General features: G+C 67.4%; 22 protein-coding genes. 12 read left to right on the top strand and 10 right to left on the bottom strand.

Features of this window, described 5'->3' with window-relative positions:
- The first annotated feature begins 7 nt into the window (after positions 1–7).
- From L1081_RS27000 to L1081_RS27040, 9 genes are all read left to right on the top strand, one after another.
- Positions 8–697, top strand: a complete 690-nt coding sequence (locus L1081_RS27000; protein ID WP_489417703.1) for an RraA family protein — start codon at positions 8–10, stop codon at positions 695–697.
- Positions 694–1,620, top strand: coding sequence for an NAD(P)-dependent oxidoreductase (locus L1081_RS27005; protein WP_489417704.1), 927 nt, complete (start codon positions 694–696; stop codon positions 1,618–1,620). The genes L1081_RS27000 and L1081_RS27005 overlap by 4 nt, the downstream gene beginning before the upstream one ends.
- 74 nt (positions 1,621–1,694) lie before the next feature.
- Positions 1,695–2,672, top strand: coding sequence for a tripartite tricarboxylate transporter substrate-binding protein (locus L1081_RS27010; protein ID WP_489417705.1), 978 nt, complete (start codon positions 1,695–1,697; stop codon positions 2,670–2,672).
- Between the two features lie 54 nt (positions 2,673–2,726).
- Positions 2,727–3,683 (top strand): tripartite tricarboxylate transporter substrate-binding protein, encoded by a 957-nt coding sequence (locus L1081_RS27015; protein WP_489417706.1) that lies wholly within the window; start codon positions 2,727–2,729, stop codon positions 3,681–3,683.
- 7 nt (positions 3,684–3,690) lie between these two features.
- Positions 3,691–4,578 (top strand): amidohydrolase family protein, encoded by an 888-nt coding sequence (locus L1081_RS27020; protein ID WP_489417707.1) that lies wholly within the window; start codon positions 3,691–3,693, stop codon positions 4,576–4,578.
- A gap of 32 nt (positions 4,579–4,610) precedes the next feature.
- Positions 4,611–5,537 carry an SMP-30/gluconolactonase/LRE family protein gene (locus L1081_RS27025; RefSeq protein WP_489417708.1) on the top strand — a complete coding sequence of 309 codons (927 nt, stop codon included), beginning with the start codon at positions 4,611–4,613 and terminating at the stop codon, positions 5,535–5,537.
- A gap of 134 nt (positions 5,538–5,671) precedes the next feature.
- Positions 5,672–6,802 carry a saccharopine dehydrogenase C-terminal domain-containing protein gene (locus L1081_RS27030; RefSeq protein WP_489417709.1) on the top strand — a complete coding sequence of 377 codons (1,131 nt, stop codon included), beginning with the start codon at positions 5,672–5,674 and terminating at the stop codon, positions 6,800–6,802.
- A gap of 94 nt (positions 6,803–6,896) precedes the next feature.
- Positions 6,897–7,358, top strand: coding sequence for an Lrp/AsnC ligand binding domain-containing protein (locus L1081_RS27035; RefSeq protein WP_489417710.1), 462 nt, complete (start codon positions 6,897–6,899; stop codon positions 7,356–7,358).
- 12 nt (positions 7,359–7,370) lie between these two features.
- Positions 7,371–8,045: an aspartate/glutamate racemase family protein gene (locus L1081_RS27040; RefSeq protein WP_489417711.1), complete on the top strand. Its 675-nt coding sequence runs from the start codon at positions 7,371–7,373 to the stop codon at positions 8,043–8,045.
- On the opposite strand, the gene L1081_RS27045 is transcribed toward L1081_RS27040, so the two are convergent.
- The 3 genes from L1081_RS27045 to pcaB are packed head-to-tail and all read right to left on the bottom strand — an operon-like array spanning position 8,040 to position 11,856.
- Positions 8,040–9,467, bottom strand: coding sequence for a lyase family protein (locus L1081_RS27045; protein ID WP_489417712.1), 1,428 nt, complete (start codon positions 9,465–9,467; stop codon positions 8,040–8,042). The genes L1081_RS27040 and L1081_RS27045 overlap by 6 nt on opposite strands.
- Positions 9,468–9,469: 2 nt before the next feature.
- Entirely contained in the window at positions 9,470–10,444 is a 975-nt protein-coding gene (locus tag L1081_RS27050) for a tripartite tricarboxylate transporter substrate-binding protein (RefSeq protein WP_489417713.1), read from the bottom strand.
- Between the two features lie 35 nt (positions 10,445–10,479).
- A complete protein-coding gene (pcaB, locus tag L1081_RS27055) occupies positions 10,480–11,856 on the bottom strand; it encodes a 3-carboxy-cis,cis-muconate cycloisomerase (RefSeq protein WP_489417714.1) in 1,377 nt (458 codons plus the stop codon).
- Positions 11,857–11,952: 96 nt separating this feature from the next.
- Between pcaB and L1081_RS27060 the strand changes: the two genes are divergently transcribed.
- A complete protein-coding gene (locus L1081_RS27060; protein WP_489417715.1) occupies positions 11,953–12,702 on the top strand; it encodes a UTRA domain-containing protein in 750 nt (249 codons plus the stop codon).
- Here L1081_RS27060 and L1081_RS27065 read toward each other — a convergent pair whose 3' ends face one another.
- The 7 genes from L1081_RS27065 to L1081_RS27095 all read right to left on the bottom strand — a co-directional run bounded on the left by L1081_RS27065 (position 12,703) and on the right by L1081_RS27095 (position 20,305).
- Positions 12,703–13,671 (bottom strand): tripartite tricarboxylate transporter substrate-binding protein, encoded by a 969-nt coding sequence (locus tag L1081_RS27065; RefSeq protein WP_489417716.1) that lies wholly within the window; start codon positions 13,669–13,671, stop codon positions 12,703–12,705.
- A 20-nt stretch (positions 13,672–13,691) separates the two neighbouring features.
- The gene (argH, locus tag L1081_RS27070; RefSeq protein ID WP_489417717.1) at positions 13,692–15,227 is read right to left on the bottom strand and encodes an argininosuccinate lyase; all 1,536 of its coding nucleotides are present in this window, start codon (positions 15,225–15,227) and stop codon (positions 13,692–13,694) included.
- A gap of 105 nt (positions 15,228–15,332) precedes the next feature.
- On the bottom strand, positions 15,333–16,787 hold the full coding sequence (locus L1081_RS27075; protein WP_489417718.1) for an FAD-dependent oxidoreductase: 1,455 nt from the start codon (positions 16,785–16,787) through the stop codon (positions 15,333–15,335).
- On the bottom strand, positions 16,784–17,092 hold the full coding sequence (locus L1081_RS27080; protein WP_489417719.1) for a 2Fe-2S iron-sulfur cluster-binding protein: 309 nt from the start codon (positions 17,090–17,092) through the stop codon (positions 16,784–16,786). Before L1081_RS27080 ends, L1081_RS27075 begins: the two co-directional genes overlap by 4 nt.
- The gene (locus tag L1081_RS27085; RefSeq protein ID WP_489417992.1) at positions 17,076–18,209 is read right to left on the bottom strand and encodes an FAD-dependent oxidoreductase; all 1,134 of its coding nucleotides are present in this window, start codon (positions 18,207–18,209) and stop codon (positions 17,076–17,078) included. Before L1081_RS27085 ends, L1081_RS27080 begins: the two co-directional genes overlap by 17 nt.
- 230 nt (positions 18,210–18,439) lie before the next feature.
- Positions 18,440–19,339 carry a LysR substrate-binding domain-containing protein gene (locus L1081_RS27090; protein WP_489417720.1) on the bottom strand — a complete coding sequence of 300 codons (900 nt, stop codon included), beginning with the start codon at positions 19,337–19,339 and terminating at the stop codon, positions 18,440–18,442.
- A gap of 39 nt (positions 19,340–19,378) precedes the next feature.
- Positions 19,379–20,305 carry a LysR substrate-binding domain-containing protein gene (locus tag L1081_RS27095; RefSeq protein WP_489417721.1) on the bottom strand — a complete coding sequence of 309 codons (927 nt, stop codon included), beginning with the start codon at positions 20,303–20,305 and terminating at the stop codon, positions 19,379–19,381.
- Between the two features lie 125 nt (positions 20,306–20,430).
- On the opposite strand from L1081_RS27095, the gene L1081_RS27100 reads away from it, so the two are divergent.
- Together L1081_RS27100 and L1081_RS27105 are read left to right on the top strand one after the other, a co-directional pair.
- Positions 20,431–20,838, top strand: coding sequence for a Rid family hydrolase (locus tag L1081_RS27100; protein ID WP_489417722.1), 408 nt, complete (start codon positions 20,431–20,433; stop codon positions 20,836–20,838).
- Between the two features lie 185 nt (positions 20,839–21,023).
- Positions 21,024–21,722 (top strand): HAD-IA family hydrolase, encoded by a 699-nt coding sequence (locus tag L1081_RS27105; protein WP_489417723.1) that lies wholly within the window; start codon positions 21,024–21,026, stop codon positions 21,720–21,722.
- Positions 21,723–21,747 lie beyond the last annotated feature (25 nt).

Raw genomic sequence — 21,747 nt, forward strand, 5'->3', positions numbered from 1 at the left:
AAAACCCATGTCCTCCAACCCTCCCGACATCATTCGCGATTTCGAGCGCGTACCCGCGCACATCGTGGCGCAGGCCGCGCAATTCCAGCCCGCCATCCTGGCCGACGTGGCCGGCCGCCGAGGCGCGATGCACGGACGCATCAAGGCGCTGCGCCCTCGCATGAAACTCGCCGGCCCCGCCTTCACGGTGGAGGTGCGTCCCGGCGACAACCTCATGGTTCACGCCGCCATCGCGATGGCCAGGCCCGGCGATGTGCTGGTGATCGACGGCAAGGGCGACCAGGGCTCGGCGCTCATGGGCACCATCATGATGACGGCCTGCCAGAAGCTCGGCATCGCGGGCGTGGTGATGGACGGCGCCTGCCGCGACAGCCTCGAGATCGACGAGATGAACTTTCCCGTGTTCTGCGTGGGCACCAACCCGAACGGCCCGACCAAGAACATCGCGGGGCGCATCGGCCATCCGGTTTCGGTCGGCGATGTCACGGTGCGCCCCGGCGACTTCGTGATCGCCGACGGCGACGGCGTGGTGGTCGTCGAGCGCGAGAAGATCGAGACGCTGCTGCCCGCAGCGGCCCGCAAGGTCAGCGACGAGGCCGCGCGCATTGCCGCCATCAAGGAGGGCGACACCGCGGCCAAGTGGTTGAACGGCGCGCTGCGCGCGGCCGGCGTGCTCAAGGAAGGAGAGGCCCTGTGAGCACCATCCTGGTGACCGGCGCCGACCTGGCGCCGCAGGCCATCGCGCTGCTCGAGGGCCACGAAATCGTCTATGCCGGCAAGGCCCCGACCGAGGACGACCTGGTGGCGCTGTGCCGCGCGCATGACCCCGTCGCCATCATCGTGCGCTACGGCAAGGTCGGCGCCGTTGTGATGGATGCGGCGCCCTCGTTGCGCGTGATCTCCAAGCACGGCAGCGGCACCGACACCATCGACAAGATTGCGGCCCAGGCGCGCGGCATCGAGGTGGTCGCGGCCGTGGGCGCGAACGCCGCCGCGGTGGCCGAGCAGGCGCTGGCCCTGCTGCTGGCCTGCGCCAAGTCCGTGGTGCAGCTCGATGCGCGCATGCATGCCGGTCACTGGGACAAGGCCACGCACAAGAGCCTCGAACTCGGCGGCCGCACCATCGGGCTGATCGGCCTGGGTGCGATCGGACTGCGCTTTGCCCGCATGGCCGATGCGCTGGGCATGCGCGTCATCGGCTTCGATCCCTATGCCGCGAATCTTCCGCCCCATGTGACGGCCGTCGACCTGCCGACGATCTGGCGCGAGTCCGATGCGATCTCGCTGCACTGCCCGCTGACGGAAGACAACCGCGGCCTGGTCAGCACCCGCACGCTGGCCCGGTGCAGGCGCGGCGTGATCCTGGTCAACACCGCGCGCGGCGGCCTCGTCGACGAGGCGGCGCTGCTGGCCGCAGTGCGTTCGGGCCAGGTGGGCATGGCGGGCCTGGACAGTTTCGCGGTGGAGCCGATGGCTGCGGGCCACCCTTTCCAGGGCGAGAAGAACTTCGTGCTGAGCCCGCACATCGGCGGCGTGACCGGCGATGCCTATGTGAACATGGGCGTCGGCGCGGCGAACAACGTGTTGCAGGTGCTCGCACGACAGCCGGCCACGAACTGAACTTCGGCGGCTCCGCGTCCGCCGAACGCATGCCTGACAAACGCGCCGCAGCTTCCAACAACGAGAGACAAGCCATGAAGATCTATCTGACGACGGTGTCGCTGGCCGTTTCGGTGGGGCTGTGCACGGCACTGCCCGCCGCTGCACAGACCGCCTGGCCCGCCAAGCCGGTACGAATCCTTGTGGGCTTTTCCGCGGGCGGCCCCACCGACGCCATCGCGCGCGCATTCGCCGAGCATGCCGTGCGCGCGCTCGGCCAGCCTTTCGTGGTCGACAACAAGCCGGGCGCCAACACGATCCTGGCGGCGGAAGCCGTAGCCGCAGCCGCACCGGATGGCTACACCTTGCTGCTGGGCGCGACCAACCACACGATGATCCCGGCGCTCTACAGCCATCGGGTGAAATTCGACGCGGTCCATTCGTTCGCCCCGGTGTGCTCGCTGGCAGTGAGTCCGACGGTGCTGGTGGTCGGGCCGACGATGGCCGCCAACACGGTCAGCGAGTTTCTGCGGGAGGTGAAGGCAGCGCCCGGCAAGCGCACCTATGCCACACCGGGAAGCGGCAGCTCCGGTCATTTCGCGAGCGAACAGTTCACGCGGCTGACCGGCACGTCGATGAACCACATTCCCTACAAGGGCGCAGCCCAGGCCATGACCGACCTGATGGGCGGACAGGTGGACAGTTCCTTCGCAACCCTGGGGTCGGTCCTCCCGCAGGTGCAGGCCGGCAAGCTGCGCGCACTCGCTGTCGCTGCGCCCAGGCGTTCGGCACTGCTACCGGGCGTGCCGACCTTCGAGGAGGCCGGCATCCAGGGCTACGCCGCCGACGCCTGGTACGGCCTGCTGGCGCCGGCGCAAACGCCGCCGCAGGTCCTGGCCGCGCTAAGGCGCATGGCGACCGAGTTTGCCAACGCGCCCGCGACGGTGGAGAAGCTTCGGATGCTCGGAATGGAAGCGCGGAGCACCTGTGCCGGCGAGTTCGGCGCGCAACTCGCCAACGAAGTGAAAGCCTATGGCGAGCTCGCGCGCGCCCTCGACCTGAAAGCAGAGTGAGTGGGTGCGCTGCGCTCTTGCTCCTGTCTACCCAACCATTCATCGAGACGACAAATGAAAACCATCATCCGCCGCGTGCTGGCGATCTGCTTCCTGGCTGCAGCCTCGGCGCATGCCGCCTTTCCCGAGCGGCCGATCACCCTGGTCGTCCCCTACGCGCCCGGCGGCTCGGCCGATGCGCTGGCGCGCGTGCTCGCCGTGCGCATGGGCGCGAAGCTGGGCACCAGCGTGATCGTCGACAACCGCCCCGGCGCGAGCGGGACCATCGGCGCGAGCTTTGCCGCCAAGGCCCCGGCCGACGGCTACACCGTGCTCTACGACGCCACGCCCTACTCCATCAATCCGCACCTGTTCCCGCGCATGCCGTATGCGGCCAATGCGCTGCAGCCGCTGACGCTGGTCTCGCTGGCGCCGAACATCCTCATCGTCAGGGCCGAGTCTCCGATCAAGGACGTGAAGGACCTGGTCGCCAAGGCCAAGGCCGCACCGGGCAAGCTGAATTTCGCCTCCGGCGGCAGCGGCACGGTGCAGCGGCTGGCGGCGGAGCTGTTGCGCCAGCGGCTCGACCTCGACATGGTGCACGTCGGCTACAAGAGCGGCGGACCCGCCATCGTCGATGTGACCGGTGGCCAGGTCGACTTCATGTTCAGCACCATCGCGGCGTCCTATCCGCTGGTTTCCTCGGGCAAGCTGCGGGCTCTCGCGGTCTCGTCGCCCGAGCGCTCCAAACGCCTGCCGGACGTGCCGACGGTGGCCGAATCGGTCGTGCCGGGCTACGAGGCCTTCGAGTGGAACGGCCTGCTGCTGCCGGCCGGCACGCCCGAGCCCGTAGCCGCCAAGCTGCACAAGGCGCTGGTCGAGGTGCTGAAGGAAGACGAGGTGAAGCAGCGCTTTACCGACGTCGGCGTGCAGGCCGTCGGTTCCACACCGGCCGAGTTCGCAGCCTTCCTGAAGAAGGAAGACGCGAAATGGGCCGAGGTGATCCGCAAGGGTCAGATCAAGCTCGACTGATCCGTCGATGGCCGATCTTCCGCTCAGGCATCCCGTGCCGCATTCGGTCGGGCTCGAGCAACCGTCCCGCAGGCTGCCCGCCGGTGCCTGCGACAGCCACATGCACATCTTCGATCCGAGGTTCGCACCCTCGCGGCACTGGAAGCGGCAGCCACCCCGCGCCGAGGTCGCCGCCTATCGCCAGCTCCAGGAGCGGCTGGGCACGTCGCGCACTGTCGTGGTGAACCCATCGACCTATGGCACCGACAACGCCTGCATGCTCGACGCGCTGGCGCAGCTCGGGGCGAGCGCGCGCGGCGTCGCAGTGGTCGGCGCCGAGGTGGACGATGCGCAGCTCGAGTGCCTCGCGGCGCAGCGGGTGTGCGGATTGCGCGTGAACTTCGTGACGCCGCAATCCTGGGGCGCCACTACGCCGGACATGCTGACGACGCTCGCGCGCAAGGCGGCGCGCCTGGGATGGCACATCCAGGTCTTCGTCCACCCCGGGCAGCTGGTCGAACTGGCGCCGTTGCTCGAGGCCTTGCCGACCTCGCTCGTGATCGACCACATGGCGCGCATCGATCCCGTCGAAGGGCCGGCCGGCGCGGCCTTCGCCACGCTGCGCCGGCTGCTCGACAGGGGCAACACCTGGGTCAAGCTGTCGGGCGTCTACATGCGCTCGCGAGAGGGTGCGCCGGCCTATGGCGACGCCCATGCGCTGGGACGTGCGCTGGTGCAGGCCGCGCCGGAGCGCGTGCTCTGGGGCAGCGACTGGCCTCACACCACCGAGGCACCGGGCACGGTCGACGACGCCGGCCTGCTGAACGTGCTGCGCGCCTGGTGCGGCGACGACGGCGTGATGGACCGTATCCTCGTCGACAACCCCGCAGGGCTCTACGGTTTCGGCAAACCCTGATTGCGGCGCCTGTGCCGCGACGGAGACTTCCCTTGTTCCTTCTTCAGCCTCCCGAAGTTCGAGACCTCGAAGTGTTCACGCGCATGCCTGATGCCTTGCGCCGGCGCGAACCCAGCGCCTGGGCCGACGCCAACCGGGGCGGCCAGGCCACCGACTCCTTTCTCGAGGGGCCGGTGTTCGACGAGGCCGGCAATCTCTACGTGGTGGACATCCCGTTCGGCCGCATCTTCCGCATCGACCCGGCCGGCGTGTGGACCTCGGTGGCCGAATACGACGGCGAGCCGAACGGCATGAAGTTCCTGGACGCGCACACGCTGCTGGTCACCGACTACAAGAACGGCCTGATGCGCGTCGACGTGCGCACGGGCGCCGTCACGCCTCACCTGCAGCGGCGCAACACCGAGCGCTTCAAGGGCGTGAACGACCTGGTGCTGGACGCGCAGGGAAACATCTACTTCACGGACCAGGGCCAGACCGGGCTGCACGATCCCACGGGCCGCCTCTACCGGCTGCGTCCGGACGGCCAGCTCGACCTGCTGCTGGGCAACGTGCCCAGCCCAAACGGCGTGGCGCTCTCGCCCGACGGCAGGCTGCTCTACCTCGCGGTGACGCGCGGCAACTGCGTGTGGCGCGTGCCGCTGCTGGCCGACGGCAGCGTCGCCAAGGTGAGCCAGTTCTTCACCTCGTACGGCCCGAGCGGGCCTGACGGGCTGGCGGTCGATGCAAAAGGGCGCGTGATCGTCGCCAACCCGGGCCTGGGCTACGTCTGGCTGCTGAACGCCCGTGCCGAGCCGGTCGTCGTGCTTCGGGGACCGGCGGGGGCTTCCACGACCAACCTTGCCTTCGGCGGCAAGGACCGCAGCACACTCTACGTGACTGATTCGACCCATGGGAACATTCTGATGGCGCAGCTGGACGCGCCGGGATTGATGCTGCACCGCGGGCGGCGCGGAGCCTGAGTCCTCCGAAACGTCACGCGGCTTCGTCGAAACGTCGAGAAGACTGCCGCCTTCGACGTTCTGCTCTCTACCGCCTGCCAGCCTTCGCTTCTACATTTTCTCTACGGAGCCATAGCTCCTTTCTGGAGAAAAAAATGTCGAAGCTACACGTCAAGAATGTTCTGGTGCTGGGCGCGGGCAAGGTGGGCAGCACAGTGGCGGACATGATCGCCGAATACCACCGCATTCCCGTGACGCTGGCCGACCAGCGCGCCGGCCAGCCGTCCAGCGATCCGCTGGTGCGGCAGATCACATTGAACGTGGAGGACGAGGCGGCGCTCGCCAGCGAACTGGCTTCGCACACCGTGGTCATCAACGCGCTGCCGTTCTTCCTGGCCGCGCGCGTCGCCAGGCAGGCGGCGCGGTTGGGCGTGCACTATTTCGACCTCACGGAAGATGTGGCGGCCACGCATGCGATCCGCCAGCTTTCCGACGAAGCCACGTCGGTGCTGATGCCGCAAAGCGGACTTGCGCCCGGCGTGATCGGCATGCTCGGCGGCCACCTCGCGGGGCACTTCGACGAGCTCTACGACCTGCGCCTGCGTGTCGGCGCGCTCACGCGCAATGCCACCAACAGCCTTCGCTACAACTTCACCTGGAGCATCGACGGCGTCATCAACGAATACTGCAACGCCTGCGATGCGATCGTGAACGGCCAGCTCGTGTCGGTGCAGGCGCTCGAGGGCCATGAGACCTTCACGCTCGACGCGGAGGCCTTCGAGGCCTTCAACACCTCGGGCGGACTGGGCACGCTGTGCGAGACGCTGCGCGGCAAGGTGCGCAACCTCGACTACAAGACCATCCGCTATCCGGGCCATCGCGATGCGATGAACTTCCTCTTGCACGACCTGCGCCTGATCGAACGCCGCGACCTGCTGCGCCAGGTGCTCGAACATGCGGTGCCGCACAGCCGCGAAGACGTGGTCATCGTGTTCGCCTCGGCCTCGGGCATGCGCGGCGGCCGCTTCGAGCAGGAAACCCGCCTGGGCCGCGTGTTCGGCGCCAGGCTTCGCGGCAAGGACCGCACCGCGATCGAGCTCACCACCGCGGCGGGCGTGGTCGGCGTGTTCGAGCTGCTGCTGCAGGGCAAGCTGCCCCGCGCCGGCTTCGTCGGGCAGGAGCAGGTGCCGCTCGAGCAGTTTCTCTCGACGCGCGTGGGCCACTACTATCAGGGGCTCGGCGTGACCGCGTCCCGCCCTTCGCAGCAGGAACTCGCCGAAGCCTGAGCGCCTTGCGACTCCGCGGGCGCCATGATCAGGCAGCCTCGTGTGCGCAGTGCTTTAGCATGCCGCACGATTCCCACTTTCACGAGGCTGCCCGATGGATGGAAGACTTGACGACCTCGACCGCCACCTGCTGAGCCTGCTCCAGGCCAACGCCAGGGAGCCCGCCGCCAACCTGGCGCGAAAGCTCAACATCGCGCGCACCACCGTGGTCGCGCGCATTGCCCGGCTCGAGCGCGAGGGCATCGTGGCGGGCTACGGCGTGCGCCTGGGGCACCAGCTCGAACATGCGGCCGTTCGCGCGATCTGCGGCCTCAGCGTCAATGCGAAGAATGCTCCTGCCGTGATCCGGGCGCTCGAGCGCGTGCCCGAAGTGGAGGAGCTCTCGGCCGTGAGCGGCCAGTTCGACTACATGGTCTTCCTGCGCTGCGACACGCCCGAAAAGCTCGATGTCCTGCTGGACCAGCTCGGCCAACTGGACGGCATCAACCAGACGCAGACCTCCATCGTCCTGAGCCGGAAGATCGATCGCCGCAGCGCCCTTCCCTCGGTCTCCTGAGTTGACTCCGACATGAACGCTGCTGCGCCTGGCTTTCTCGGTGTACTCATGCTCGACACGCGCTTTCCACGGCCGCCGGGCGATGTCGGCAATCCGCAGACCTATGCGCGGGCCGGCATCCCGGTGCGCTTTCTCACGGTGGAAGGTGCATCGCCCCGACGCATCGTCAAGGAAGCCGATCCGCGCCTGGTCCAGCCTTTCGTCGACGCCGCGGTGCGGCTGGTTGCGGAAGGTGCGTCGATGATCACCACCAGCTGCGGCTTCCTGGCCGCGTACCAGGACGTACTTTCCCAGGCGGTTCCGGTGCCGGTGCTGACCTCGAGCCTGCTGCAGGTGCGGCACTGCGTCCGGCCGGGCATCGTTACCTTCGATGCGCAATCGCTGACGCCGCGGATCCTGCAGGCTGCCGGCGTGCCCGCGGGGACACCTATCATGGGCGTGCGCCCGGGCTGCGAATTCCATCGCCGCATCCTGGACAACGACACCGTGCTCGATCTTGCCGAGGCGCAGCGCAATGTCGTCGAAGCAGCAGTGCACTTGGTGCAAGCCTGCCCTTCCATCGAGCGCATCGTGCTCGAATGCACGAACATGCCGCCATACCGCGAGGCCGTGGCTGCGGCCGTCGAGCGCGAAGTGCACGACATCGAGACGATGATCCTGAAGGCGTGGCGTGATGGGCTTTCATGACCCCCCGCTGAGATTCCCTCGCGAATGCTCTGGGCTCCCGGCCAGCGTGCGGGCATCCACGAGCCGGTCGTAAGTTGCTTCGTCCAGCAATCCGAGCGACAGCGCTGCCGCACGCGGCGTGATTCCCTGCTCGAGCGCCGCGGAGGTGATCCGCGCGACCTTGTCGTAGCCAAGGACCGGATTCAACGCCGTCACCAGCAGCAATGCGTTCTCGACATTGCGGGCCAGTTGCACACTGTTCACCTCGACCTCCTGGACCAGCCGAAGGGCAAATACGCGCGATGCGTCCGCAAGCACCCGGATCGATTGGAGCAGATTGGCAATCAGCACGGGCTTGGCCACGTTGAGCTCGAAGTTGCCTGAGGCGTTGGCCATGGTGATGGTCGCGTGATTTCCGACGACCTGCATGCAGGCTTGCACCAACACCTCCGCGATCGTCGGATTGCGCTTGCCCGGCATGATCGAACTCGTCAGGCCGTCGTCCGGAATCTTCAGTTCCCCCAGGCCGCACCGCGGACCGGACCCGAGCCAGCGCACGTCGTTGGCCACCTTGATCAACGAAGTCGCAATCACGTTGAGTGCGCCGGACACTTCAACCAGGGCATCGTGGGCCGCCATGCCCTCGAACTTCGACGGATTGGGCGAGAATTTCCGCCCCGTGAGCGCACGGATCTCCTCGCAGAAGAACACGTCGAAACCGGGCGGCGCATTCAAGCCGGTGCCGGCCGCGGTTCCGCCCTGCGGCAGCGACAGGAGCCGCGGCATCGTGGCGTCGATCCGATCGATCCCGTGCGCGACCTGGCGGGCAAAGGTGTCGAACGCCTGTCCCATCGTCATGGGGACGGCGTCCATCAGGTGGGTGCGCGCGATCTTCAGGACGTCGGCAAAGGCATTGGCGCGCTCGCGCAGGCTGTCCTGCAGAAGGACGAGCGACGGCTTCAGCCGCTCCTCGAGTTCCAGCACCGTGACCAGATGCATCACCGTCGGGAAGCTATCGTTCGAAGATTGGGAGGCGTTGACGTGGTCGTTGGGATGCACCGGAGATTTGCTGCCCAGTGGCTGTCCGAGCATTTCATTCGCCCGGTTCGCGATCACCTCGTTCGCATTCATGTTGGTTTGCGTACCGGAGCCTGTCTGCCAGACGGTCAGCGGAAAATGCGCGTCGAAGCGCCCGTCGCGCAGCTCGCTGGCCGCTGCAACAACAGGCTCCGCCAGCGCCGGGTCGAGGGCGCCGCACCGCAGGTTCGCACGGGCCGCCGCCATCTTCTGCAATCCGAAGGCGTGGATCAGGCAGGACGGAAAGCGCTCTTCGCCGATGTCGAACACGCCGAGCGCGCGCTGTGTCTGCGCGCCCCAATAGCGATCAGCGGCAATCTCGACCGGACCGAATGCATCGCCCTCGAAGCGAGTGCTGCTGCGCATGGTCAATCCAGAGAGATATTTGCCTTGGCCGCCACGGCCTTCCAGCGAGCGACCTCGCTCTGGGTGTGCCTGGCCAGCGCCGCGCCGGTGTACTGCTCGGCCGGCAGCAACTGGATGGCCTGCTCCGCCATGCGGTCGGTGAACGCCTTGTCCGTCATGACCTTCTGGTAGGCCGCCTGTACCTTGTCGAGCACCGCCTGCGGCGTGCCCTTCGGCGCGTAGATTCCATACCAGGTCGAGGCCTCGAAGTTCGGCAGCACGGTCTCGGCCAGCGTGGGGACGTCTTTCAATTGCGTGAGACGCACCTTCGACGTCACGGCCAGCGGCCGCACCTTGGCTTCCCTGATCTGGGGCAGCGCGGTATTGGTTTGATCAAATATCCCGTCGACTTGTCCGCCGATCACGTCGATCAGGGCCGGTCCGGCTCCCTTGTAAGGCACCTGCGAAATCTTGATGCCGGCCGAGGAGGCGAACAACGCTGCGATCAGGTGCGAGCTGGAACCCACGCCCGCGTTGCTAATGAACATCTTGTCGGGATTGGCCTTGGCAAATTCGACCAGCGCCTTGATGTCCTTGGCCGGATGCTCCTTGCGCACCATCAGCACCAGCGGCGTGTCGGGGAAGCGGAACACCGGCGCGAAGTCTTTCACGGGGTCGTAGTTCAGCTTCTTGTACAGCGCAGGCGCAGCGCCCATGTACCCCATGTGGCCGACGAGCATCGTGTAGCCATCCGGTGCGGCTCGCGCTGCCTTGGCGGCGCCCACGGTTCCTCCCGCGCCGGGCGCGTTGTCGATGACGATTGGCTGGCCGATCTCGCGGGCCACGCGTTCCGCGATGGTGCGCGCCAGCGCATCGGTCGGGCCACCCGCCGCGAACGGCACGATCCAGGTGACAGGCTTGGCGGGATAGGTCTGGGCCAGCGCGGTACCCGCGACAAGCGCCAATGCCAGCACGGCATACTTCCAGGTCGGCTTCATCTTGATTCCTTGGGTTGATTCGAATTCCGGACGCCTCAGGCGCCGGCTTCGGCAGACAGCGCCAGCGCGCGGTCCACCATCTGTGGCGCAAGGCCAAGGTAGTTGGCGGGATCGGTGAGCCGATCGATGGTGGCGCGGTCGAAATGCTTGGTGACCTCCGGCAGGGCTGCCAGCGCCTCGGCCAGGGTGCCGCCCTTCTCGTTCACGGTGCGGCAGGCGTCATAGACCACGTCGTGCGCCTGCTGGCGGCCAATGTGCGGGGCCATGCCCATCATCACGGCCTCGGCCACGATCAATCCCCGGCTGATGCCCAGGTTGTGGGCCATGCGCGCTTCATCAACGATCAGTCCGCCGAGCGCGAACTTCGCCTGGTGCAAGGCACCCGAGGTCAGGATGAAGCTTTCGGGAATGGCGATCCACTCGGCATGCCAGGGACCGGTGGCCCGTTCGAAGTCCTGCACCATCGCATCGACCATCAGGCCCGCGTGCTGCCGCACCGCTTTCGATGCCGCGAGCATCAACTCGCTGGAGATCGGATTGCGCTTCTGCGGCATCGTGCTCGATGCGCCGCGTCCCTTCACGAAGGGTTCGTAGACCTCGGCGAACTCCGTCGACGCCATGATCATGATGTCGAGCGCGATCTTGCCGAGCGAGCCGGTCACGAGTGCCAGCAGGTTCACCGCCTCCGCGAAGCCGTCGCGCGCCACATGCCACGTGGTGGCGGGTACGCCGAGTCCCAGTTCCTCGGCCATCGCCTGCTGGACTTCGAAGCCCTTGTCGCCCAGGGAAGCCAGCGTGCCGGCGGCGCCGGCGAACTCGACCACGGCCACGCGTGGGCGCAGTTCGGCCAAGCGCTGCTGGTGCCGGTCGAACATCGCCAGCCAGATCGCTACCTTGTAGCCGAAGGTCACCGGCAGCGCTTGCTGCAGATGGGTGCGGCCGGCCATCGGCGTATCGCGATGCTTTCTCGCCAGCGCGGCCAGAATGCCGCGCAGCTCGCGGATGTCGGCTTCAACGCTGTCGAGTGCGTCGCGCATCTGCAGGGCGACAGCGGTGTCCATGATGTCCTGCGTCGTCGCACCCCAGTGCACGTAGCGGCCTGCCTCCCCGCACATCTCGGCCAGCTGGTGCACCAGCGGCAGGATCGGATAGCCGACGATGTCCGTCTCTTCCCGCATGTGGTCGAAGTCGATGCACTCGATCCTGGACTCGCGTGCGATCGCTTCGGCAGCCTCTTGCGGAATGACGCCGCAGCGGGCCTCGGCTTTGGCCAGGGCGACTTCGGCATCGATGTAGCGCTGGATCAGCGCGCTGTCTGAGAAAATCTCACGCATCTTCCGGGTGCCGAATGCATCGCGGAACAGGATGGAATCAACCACGGTGCTGGCCATGGGGAGCGAAGGAATCGGCATGGATACTGGTTTGCTGAAGTTGGACACCAATATGTCCGGACATATTCAACTTTATATGTCCGGACATAACTACAACACGGGGTTTACCCTGAAGTCATGAACACAACCCTCGAACCCGCGCCGCAGAAGGCCAATTTCTCCAACATTGCGCGCCACCTGACCGAGGCCATCACGTCGGGGCATTTCGCTGTGGGTACGTTGCTGCCGACCGAGCTCGAGCTCTGCAAGCACTACGGCACCAGCCGGCACACCGTGCGCGCCGCGCTGGCCGAGCTGCAGCAGATGGGCCTGGTGTCGCGGCGCAAGAACGTGGGCACGCGCGTCGAGTCCGCAAAGCCGCGCGCCAGCTTCAGGCCGTCATTGGCGTCGGTGGACGATCTGCTTCAGTTCGGCGCGGAGCACGTGCGCGTCGTGCAATCGATCGAGACGGTGAGCGCCACCGGCGATCTGGCAACCGAGCTGGGTTGCGGCGAGGGCGTAGCGTGGCTGCGCATTTCGAGCCTGCGCATGGAGGGAAACGAAGATGGGGTGCCTATCGGGTGGACCGACGTGTACATCGACCCGAACTACGCGAACATCGCCGGCCTCGTGAAGGCGTCGCCCGACACGCTGATCAGCTCACTCATCGAGGAGCGCTACGGCCGGCACATTGCCGAGATTCACCAGGATGTCCGGGCAGTCACCATGGAGGACGGCGCCGTGGCCCGATCGCTCCAGGTCAAGGCCGGCTCTTCTGCGCTGAAGATCGTCCGGCGCTACTTCGATGCCCAGGGCGAGGTGTTCGAGATTTCAGTCTCGGTGCATCCGGCGGACAGGTTTTCGGTTTCGATGCGACTGCGCAGATGATCAATCGAGCTTCACACCCACGGCCTTGACCACCTTGTCCCATTTCTGCGAGTCGGCAGTGACCAGCTTCGAGAATTCGGCCGGGCCGAGCGCGCTGGCCTCCATGCCCATCTTGCCGATGGTCTCGCGGATGGCGGGGGTTTCGACCACGGCCGCGATCTCCTTGGCGAGCCGGTTGACGACCGGCTGGGGTGTTCCTCCGGTGGTGAACACGCCATACCACGAGACCACTTCGTAGCCGGGCAGGCCCGATTCGGCGACCGTCGGCACGTTGGGCAGGGCATCGACCCGCTTGCTGCTGGTCACGGCCAGGATGCGCACCTTGCCCGTGTCGGCGCCCGCGCGCGCCGACGGCAGGCTGGCGAAGGTGACCTGCGCCTGCCCGGCCATCACGTCCTGCATGGCGGGGGCATCGCCGCGGTAGGGAATGTGCGTGATGAACACGCCCGCCATGTTCTTGAAGAGTTCGGCCGCCAGGTGCGAAATGGTGCCGTTGCCCGGCGAGGTGACGTTGAGTTCGCCGGGATGCGCCTTCGCATAGGCGATCAGCTCGCGCACGGAACGCACGGGCAGCGCGTCGTTCACGACCAGCGCATTGGCCGACTTTGCGACCAGCGACACGGCCTGCACGCCCTTGATCGGGTCATACGGCAGCTTGCTGTAGATGGAAGGCGCAATGGCCTGCCCGCCGACCGAACCGAGCAGCAGGGTCTGGCCGTTGGGCTTGGCGCGCGCCATTTCTCCAGTGGCCACCGTGCTGCCGCCGCCCGGCTTGTTTTCGACCACCATCGTTTCCTTGGTCTGCAGCTGGAACTGCGTGGCCACGGTGCGCGCGATCACGTCGTTGCCGCCGCCCGGTGCAAAGCCGACGAGCAGCCGCATCGGCGAAGGCGGCAGATCCTGTGCGAAGCCCTGGCTCGCGGCCGCGGCCATGACGAAAAAGGCCGGAATGAACCTGAAAAAACCCATGTCTGTTCCTTGGTTGAATTTCAGCCAACCGTCTCGGGCTGGCGCTGTACCGTCGTCGAAAGGGCGAGTCTCCGGATGCTTGTCTTGAGGCCTTGCCTGGCCTCGGTGAACCTGTTCCTGCGCGCGTCGTTCGCCGCCTGGTCGGCGGCAGCAATCGCTTCGAGTTGCGAGATGCGCTCCTTCAGGCGCGACGGTGCCGGACCGCCCACAACCACGCGGCCGGCCACGCTGGCGAGCGGGTCGAGGCTCGCGCGCACCTCTTCCTCGCTCAGGTCCAGCGGCGCGCCGAGCTGCTCGGACGCCGCGGCATTCACCATGGCAAGGTCGACTTCATCGGCGCCCAGCGACCGGTCCATCGCCTGGCGCACGACGGCGCCCACCACGTGGTGCGATTCCCTGAAGGACAGCCCGCATTTGCGGACCATCAGGTCGGCCAGGTCGGTTGCGGAGCTGAAATCCCTGCGCACGCGGCGCAGCATGCCTTCGGCATTGGGCGTGGCGCTGCGCACCACCAGGTCAAGCAGCCGCAGGCTGCGCAGGCATTCTTCGCCGGCTTCCCAGAAGCTGCGCATGCCTTCGCGGTTGCCGTCGCCGGTGTGGCTGAAATTGACGCCCTTGATGGTGGACAGCGACGCGCCGAGCAATCCGAGCAGGTGGCCGGCCTTTCCCTTGAGGTACTCGAGCACCACCGGGTTTTTCTTCTGCGGCATGATGCTCGAGGTGCCCGCGACGCGGTCCGGAAAATCGATCAGCCCGAACTCATGGGTGCACCAGACGAAGTAGTCCTGCGCGAACCGGCTCCAGCCCACCGCGCAGATCGCCATGGCCGAGAGCAGCTCCATTGCGAAGTCGCGCGAGGCCACGGCATCGAGCGCATTTGGCACGACACCTGCGAAGCCCAGCATGCGAGCCGTCGCCTCGCGATCGATGGGGAACGAGGTGCCCGCGAGTGCACAAGCGCCCAGCGGGCAAAGGTCGATGATGCGTTCGACCTGCCGCACCCGCTCGATGTCGCGCGACAGCGCCTCGGCAATGGCGCAGAGATAGAAGCCGTAGGTGATGGGCTGCGCGGGCTGCAGGTGCGTATAGCCGGGCATGACCGTCTCGCCATGAAGGCGCGCACCTTCGAGCGCCGAACGCCGCACGGTGCCCAGCGCGTCGATGAGCTGGAGCGCCATCTCGCGTGCCCGCATGCGGTCCATGGTGGCGAGGATGTCGTTGCGGCTGCGCGCCATGTGCAGATAGCCGCCGACGTGGCTGCCCGCCACTTCCATCAGGTAGGCCTCGTAGTTGAAGTACGCGTCCTCGATCGACGGATCGAGCGGCACTTCGGCCATGCCTTCGGTCTCGATCTTCCCGAGCGCGGCAGCCAGCTGGGCCGCCTCTTCCGCCGGGATCAGATCCACGTCGCGCAGCATCAGCAGGTGCGCCTGGTTCACGTCGTTCAAATGCTCGAACACCGCCGGAAAATCCTTGGCCAGGCGTGGGCCGTAGATGTTCTCGGTCACTTCCGCGGCGGTGCCTTCGGTGAGGCGTCGGCTGACTTTTGATTTCATGCGGCCAGTATCGGCAGCCAGCCCGAATCCGGTCAAATAGGAAAATGGCGGGTGCCTATGCATTCCTGATATGCCCTCTCGGCACTTGGCAGAAAAGGCGTTCACTTACTTGCGGATGCGGATGACGGCATCGCGCGACGCATCGGTCTGCGGCAGCGTCGCGAATTCGCCCAGCGTCACCGGCTTGATCGGAAAGCGGATGCGGTAGTAGCCCACGTCGCGCGGATGGCGGCCCTGTTCATCGGCGATGAGCTCCGTCACGGTGAGCCCGCAGAAGCGCCCCTGGCACGGCCCCATGCCGCAGCGCAGGAAGCTCTTCATCTGGTTGGGCCCCTGGCAGCCCAGGCGCGCGGTCTCGCGCACCTGCGCAGCCGTGACCTCCTCGCAGCGGCAGACGATGGTGTCGCCCGTGGGGCGGCGGAATGTGTCGGGCGCGCGATAGAGAGTTTCGAAGAACTCGCGGCCCCGGCTTGCGCGCGCGAGGGCCCGCTGGTGCGGCCGGCCTTCGCTGTCGCGGCGGGCCTTGTCGATCTTGCCGAGCGACATGGCTGCGTGCAGGGCTGCGAGCCGGCCGCGATGTTCGGCCGCCATGGCGCCTGCGATGCCGGCGCCGTCGCCGGCGATCGTCACGCCGGATACCGAGCTGGCACCCCACGCATCGACCACCGGCTCCCAGCAATCCTGGCGCTCGCTCCAGGCATGTTCGGCGCCGATGGCCCGAGTGAGATTGGTGTTGGGAACGACGCCCTGGTGCAGCAAGAGCTGCTCCGCCGGCACCGTATGCGATCGGTCTTGCGCGCTGTAGCGCACCTGCTGCAATGCGCCCTTCTCGCCCAATGCTTCGATCCCGGTGACGCCGCTGACGATGGGAACGCCGGCGCGCACCGCGCGCAACAGCTTGAGCCCCTTCGCGAGGTACGCAGAACGCAGGAAGCCCCAGGCATGCGGCAGCGCCTGGCGCCAGCGTCCGGGCGGCGTGATCTCCAGGATGGCATCGATCCGCACGCCGGCGTTGAGGTATTGCCAGGCCAGCAGGTAGAGCAGCGGCCCGCCACCCGCGAGCACCGTACGGCCGCTCGGCACCACCCCGGCGGTCTTGAGCAGGATCTGCGCGGCACCGGCCGTAATGACGCCGGGCAGCGTCCAGCCGGGAATGGGAAACGGGCGCTCCTGCGCGCCGGTGGCCAGGATCACGTGGCACGCATGCAGCAGATGCGTCTGGCCATCGGCCGTGTACGCGACCTCGAAGCCGCCCTTCTCCAGACGGTTCATGGCCCAGACCATCGCGCCAGCCACATGCCGCGCGCCGGAGCGGGCGAAGGGCTCCAGCAGTTCGAAGCCGTGCCAGTAGTCCTCGCCCAGGATACGGCGGTCGCGCAGCGGCGTGGCGCCCACGGCGCGGTAGATCTGCCCGCCGGGCGCGGGCTGTTCGTCGATCAGCACCGTGTCGGCGCCCAGGCTCGCTGCCTGCGTGGCGGCGACCAGGCCCGCCGGGCCGGCGCCGACCACGAGCAGGTCGCAGGCGCCGATGGGCGTGTCGTTCGAAGCGCTGCGGTTCATGCGGCCACCTCGCGCGCACCGGACTGGCGGCCAACCACCATGCCTTCGCGCACGGGCGTCATGCAGGCCTGCTGGTTGGCGCGGCCGTCGATGGTGACGAGGCAGTCGTAGCACACGCCCATCATGCAGAACGGCCCGCGCGGCGAGCCCGACACAGCCGTGTCGCGGCAGGCGTTGGAACCGCCGGCAAACAGGGCCGCCGCCAGGCTGTCGCCCTCGCGGCATGCCAGCACGGCGCCGTCCACCGTGACGCGCACCGTCCGCGCCGAGAGTTCGGTGGCGGCCGCATCAAGTCTTCTGAACATGGAATCTCCGGGTTGAAAACGGGTCGAGCTCACTCGCCAGGGCGCCCTCGCCGATCATGGGCGCGAGCCTGAGCGCATGCGCCGCGGCCAGGGTGACGCCGCTGTGGCAGGTGGCGATGAACGCGCCGGGGTGCGTGGCGGATTGCTCGTAGACCGGGAAGCCGTCTTGCGCGCGCACCCGCAGCGCCGACCAGGAGCGCACCACGCGCACCTCCTTCAGCGCGGGCAGCGTGCGCACCGCGCGGTCGGCCAGGGTGGCCAGCACGGGCAGGGTCACGACGTCGTCCGCGTAGCCGGCATCTTCCTGCGAATCGCCGATGAGCCAGCTGCCTTCGTCGTTCTGCCGCAGCGTGACGAAGGGCGTGGTCAGCAGCCGGCGCGTGCGTTCGAGCACCAGGATCTGGCCGCGCTGCGGCGCCATCGGCAGATGCAGCCCCACCTGCGCGCCGAGCACCTGGTTGTGCAGGCCCGAGGCCAGCACGATCTTGCGCGCGCGCACCCTGGCCTTGGCCGTTGCGAGCACAAACTCGCCGCCGCGCTGCTCGATCGACTGAACGCCGTGGTGCGGCAGGTAGTGAATGCCGGTGCGGTCGAAGGCAATGTGCAGCGCGCGCAGCAGCTTGAGCGGATTCACCGTGCCATCGACGGGCGTCCAGATGGCGCCGGTCACTTCAGGTCCCAGGCCGGGCACCAGCTCGGCCGCCTCGTGGTAGTCCAGCAGCTTCCACGGATAGGGCTCCATGCCGGGCTGCGCGAGCAGCCGCTGCATCCAGGCGACACGGGCCTCGACCTCGAGGTCGCCGAGGAGCGGGATCATGCCGCCGTTCTGCTCGAGCGCCACGTCGACGCCGGTGAGTTCGAGCAACTGCGCGGCAAGCCGCGGCCACAGGCGCGTGGAGCCCAGCGTCCAGCGTCCGTAGTCGCCCATGCCCATGCCCTTGCTCTGCACCCAGACCAGCCCGAAATTCCCGCGCGAGGCCCGAAAGGCCACGTCGCCCTCGTCAAGCACCGCCACATGCTCGGCCGAGTCGCGCAGCCCGTAGGCGATGGCGCTGCCGACCAGGCCGCCGCCGATCACGGCCACATCGAAGACGGCCGGTGTCGTCGCGGACACCATCAATCAGTTCTCCAGGCAGTTGCTGCAAGGAAAGGAAACAACGAAGGGGGGCTCCAGGCCCGAGGCAAGGTCATCGATCGAACTCGTGGAAGAAGTGGCAACAGCTGCGCGGTCCGCCCGCGTCGCACGCGGGAGGCACGGTGTCATCGAGTATTGCGGCACCCTTCCCCGGGCGCAAATACGGTTCCGTCAGGCGCCCATCCGGAAACCGTATGGGCTGCCGCAGCGTGTCAGTCCGCGAGGGTCTGCAGTTCGCTCGTGATGACCTGCTGCACGAGCTCGGCGAAGCGCTCCACCAGCGCGCTACCCGGTCGGTTGCGCGGCAGCAGCAGGTAGCTGACGAAGGGTACCTTGGGCCGGAACGGCCGCACGTGAATGCCCATATGCACATAGTTGCGCGCGACCAGCGGATTGACGATGCTCACGCCCAGCCCCAGGCCGACCATGTGGCAGATGGTCGAGCCATAGGGCGTCTCGAAATGCATGATGCGGCGGTCGCGCGCCGCGAAGGCCTCGTCGACCGCCGCGCGCAGGCCGTCGCCGTGCGCCATCGAGATGAAGGACTCGCCGTCGAGGTCCGCGGGCTCGATCCAGGACTTGCCGGCCAGCCGATGGCCCGGCGGCAGCACGCAGCAGCCCGCCACGTCGCAGACCGCATGCGCATCGGTGGTCGAGCTGCCGGGCAGGTAGGAGACCAGCCCCAGGTCGCACACATGGCCTGCCACCCACTCCGACACCATCTGGGAGCTGTTGGTGTCCATGGCGACGGTGACCTCGGGATGGCTCGCGTGAAACTGCTGCAGCACCGTGGGCAGCACGCTCATCGCGAGCGAGGGCACGGCGGCAACGCGCAGGCGGCCCTTGCCGAACTGCCGGATGTTGCGCGCCGCGTCCTTGAGCGCATCGAGCCCGACGAAGGCGCGGTCGACCTCGCGCATGAAGGCCAGCCCCTCTTCAGTGGGTGTCAGGCGGCCCGCATTGCGGCGGAACAGCTCGAGGCCGGTGGAGGCTTCGAGCTGCGAGATCAGCCGGCTGACGTTGGGCTGCGAGGTGTACAGGTCGGATGCGGCCGCCGTCATGGAACCGGAGCGCATGACGGCACGGAATGCGTCGACTTCCTTGAACTTCATGGGCGGGAGTCTAAGTTGGACGCAACTGCGCCCGACGGGTCACGCATCGCCCAGCGCGGCAATCGGCGCATGGCGCGCCATCAGCTCGTCGATCCAGTCGATGAACACCCGCAGCCTCGCGCTGGCATGCCGGTTCGGCGGGAACACCACGTACATCGGCATCGCGCCGAAGTGCCAGCCCTCGAACAGCGGCACCAGCTCGCCCTGGGCCACGTGGGGCGCGGCCATGTAGTGCGGCAGCCAGAGAACGCCCATGCCCGCCACGCCGGCCGCGAGGTAGGCATTGCCGTCGTCGACCGCGACCACGTGGCGGCCCTGCAGCTCGATGTGCTCGGCGCCCCGCTGCATACGCAGTGCAGCAACCTTGCCGCTGCGCGTGCTCAGGTAGCCCACGATGCGGTGGTGGGTGCCCTCGAGCTCGCTCGGGTGCACGGGCGTGCCGGCGCGTTCCAGGTAGCACGGCGCCGCAAAGACACCGAGCCGCAGCTCGCCCACGCGGCGCGCCGTCAGCGATGAATCGGTGAGCTCGCCGCCGCGCAGCACGCAGTCGACGTTGTCGCCGATCAGGTCGACCATCCGGTCGCTCACGCCGAGGTGGAGCTGGATCTCGGGATGGCGCGCATGGAACGCCGGCAATGCGGGCACAAGGATCATGCGGGCGAAGGGGGTGGGCACGTCCACGCGCAGGCGCCCCCTCGGCGAGGCCGAGGCGCCGGACAGGCTGGCGTCTGCATCCTCCAGGTCGGCGAGCAGCCGCACCACGCGGTCGTAGTAGGCGGCGCCATCGGCCGTGACCTTGACCTGGCGCGTCGTGCGGTTCAGGAGCCTCACGCGCAGCCGCGCCTCCAGCTGCTGCACCAGCTGGGTCACGGTGGTCTTGCTCATGTGGAGCGTCTGCGCCGCCTTGGTGAAGCTGCCCGCCTCCACCACGCGGGCGAAGGCCTGCAGCGCATCGAATCGGTCCATCTCTGTGCCTCGGGTCGATTGTTTGGGCTGAGCAAACAGTCATTGTGCGTCCTGCCTGTTTATCCAGCGGCCGCACAGTCCTAGAGTCCACCGATCGCAACCTCCCTTTCCAAGAAAGCCGATCCATGTCCGCACGCAACGTTGTCTTTCCCGCCGGCCGCCAGGCGCTCTACGAACGCAACCGCTATTCGCCCGCCATCCGCTCCAACGGTTTTCTCTTCGTGTCGGGGCAGGTCGGCAGCCGGCCCGACGGCTCGCCGGAGCCCGATCTGGAAGCGCAGGTTCGGCTCGCGTTCGACAACCTCAACGCGATCCTCTCGGCGGCGGGCTGCAGCTTCGACGACGTGGTCGACGTGACGGTCTTCATCGTCGACCCCGAATCGAAGTTCGAGACGATCTGGAAGGTGGTCGCGGAGTATTGGGGCGAGGCGCCACACCCGACGCTGACGGGCATCGGCGTGACCTGGCTCTACGGCTTCCAGTTCGAGATCAAGGTGATCGCGAAGCTTCCGGACGAGCCCGCGGCCGGCTGACGGACCGCCCGCATGGGCCATGGCGATACAAGATGCCGCCACGGCATCGATTGCGAAATCACATGCTGATTGGTGCGCCCACTTCGATCCGGAAAGGAACAGCGAGGCTCCTATGCTCGTGGCGAACGACCCGTGTCGTCTCTTCGCCGCTGCGCGCCTTTTCCATTTCGATTGGAGCTGTTCCCATGTCCCTGCAGGATTTCAAGGTTCTCACCTTCGACGTCGTCGGCACGTTGATCGACTTCGAGGGCGGCATGCTCGCCTACCTCCGCTCGGCGGTGCCCGATGCCCGCGTGAGCAACGACGAATTCCTGGCCGCCTACCGCCGGGCACGCGCTGACGGCCAGGCCGGCTGGTACCCCGACGACCTGGAGCGCTGCTGGCACGCGATCGCACCCGCGCTGGGCCTGCCCGACAGCGATGCGCTGGCCCGCGGCCTGCGCGATTCGGTGGCGCAATGGCCGGCTTTCCCGGACTCGGTGGAGGCACTGCAGCGGCTGCGCAAGCGTTTCAAGCTGGTGACGATGACCAACGCGCAGCAATGGGCGCTGGCCCATTTCGACAAGACGCTGGGCTCGCCCTTCGACATGCTGCTGAGCTGCGACGATGCGCTGTGCGAAAAGCCCGACGCGCGCTACTTCGCCTATGCGCGCGGCCGCTTCGAGGGCGCCTGGGGCTACAGGCAGGCGGACAACCTGCACGTGGCGCAAAGCCAGTACCACGACATCGGCATCTCCAAACAGCTGGGCATCGCCACCTGCTGGATCGAGCGCCGCCATGCGCAGAAGGGGTCGGGCGGCACCATCGAATCCAAGCACACCGCGCCCGACTTCCACTTCCGCACGCTGGCCGAACTGGCCGATGCCGTCGAGGCGGGCCGCTGACCATTGCGCCACGGCGACCTCCTGC

The organism is Variovorax sp. MSC1_012 (assembly GCF_023667525.1).
In the GTDB taxonomy this organism is placed as follows: Bacteria; Pseudomonadota; Gammaproteobacteria; order Burkholderiales; family Burkholderiaceae_C; genus Variovorax; species Variovorax beijingensis_B.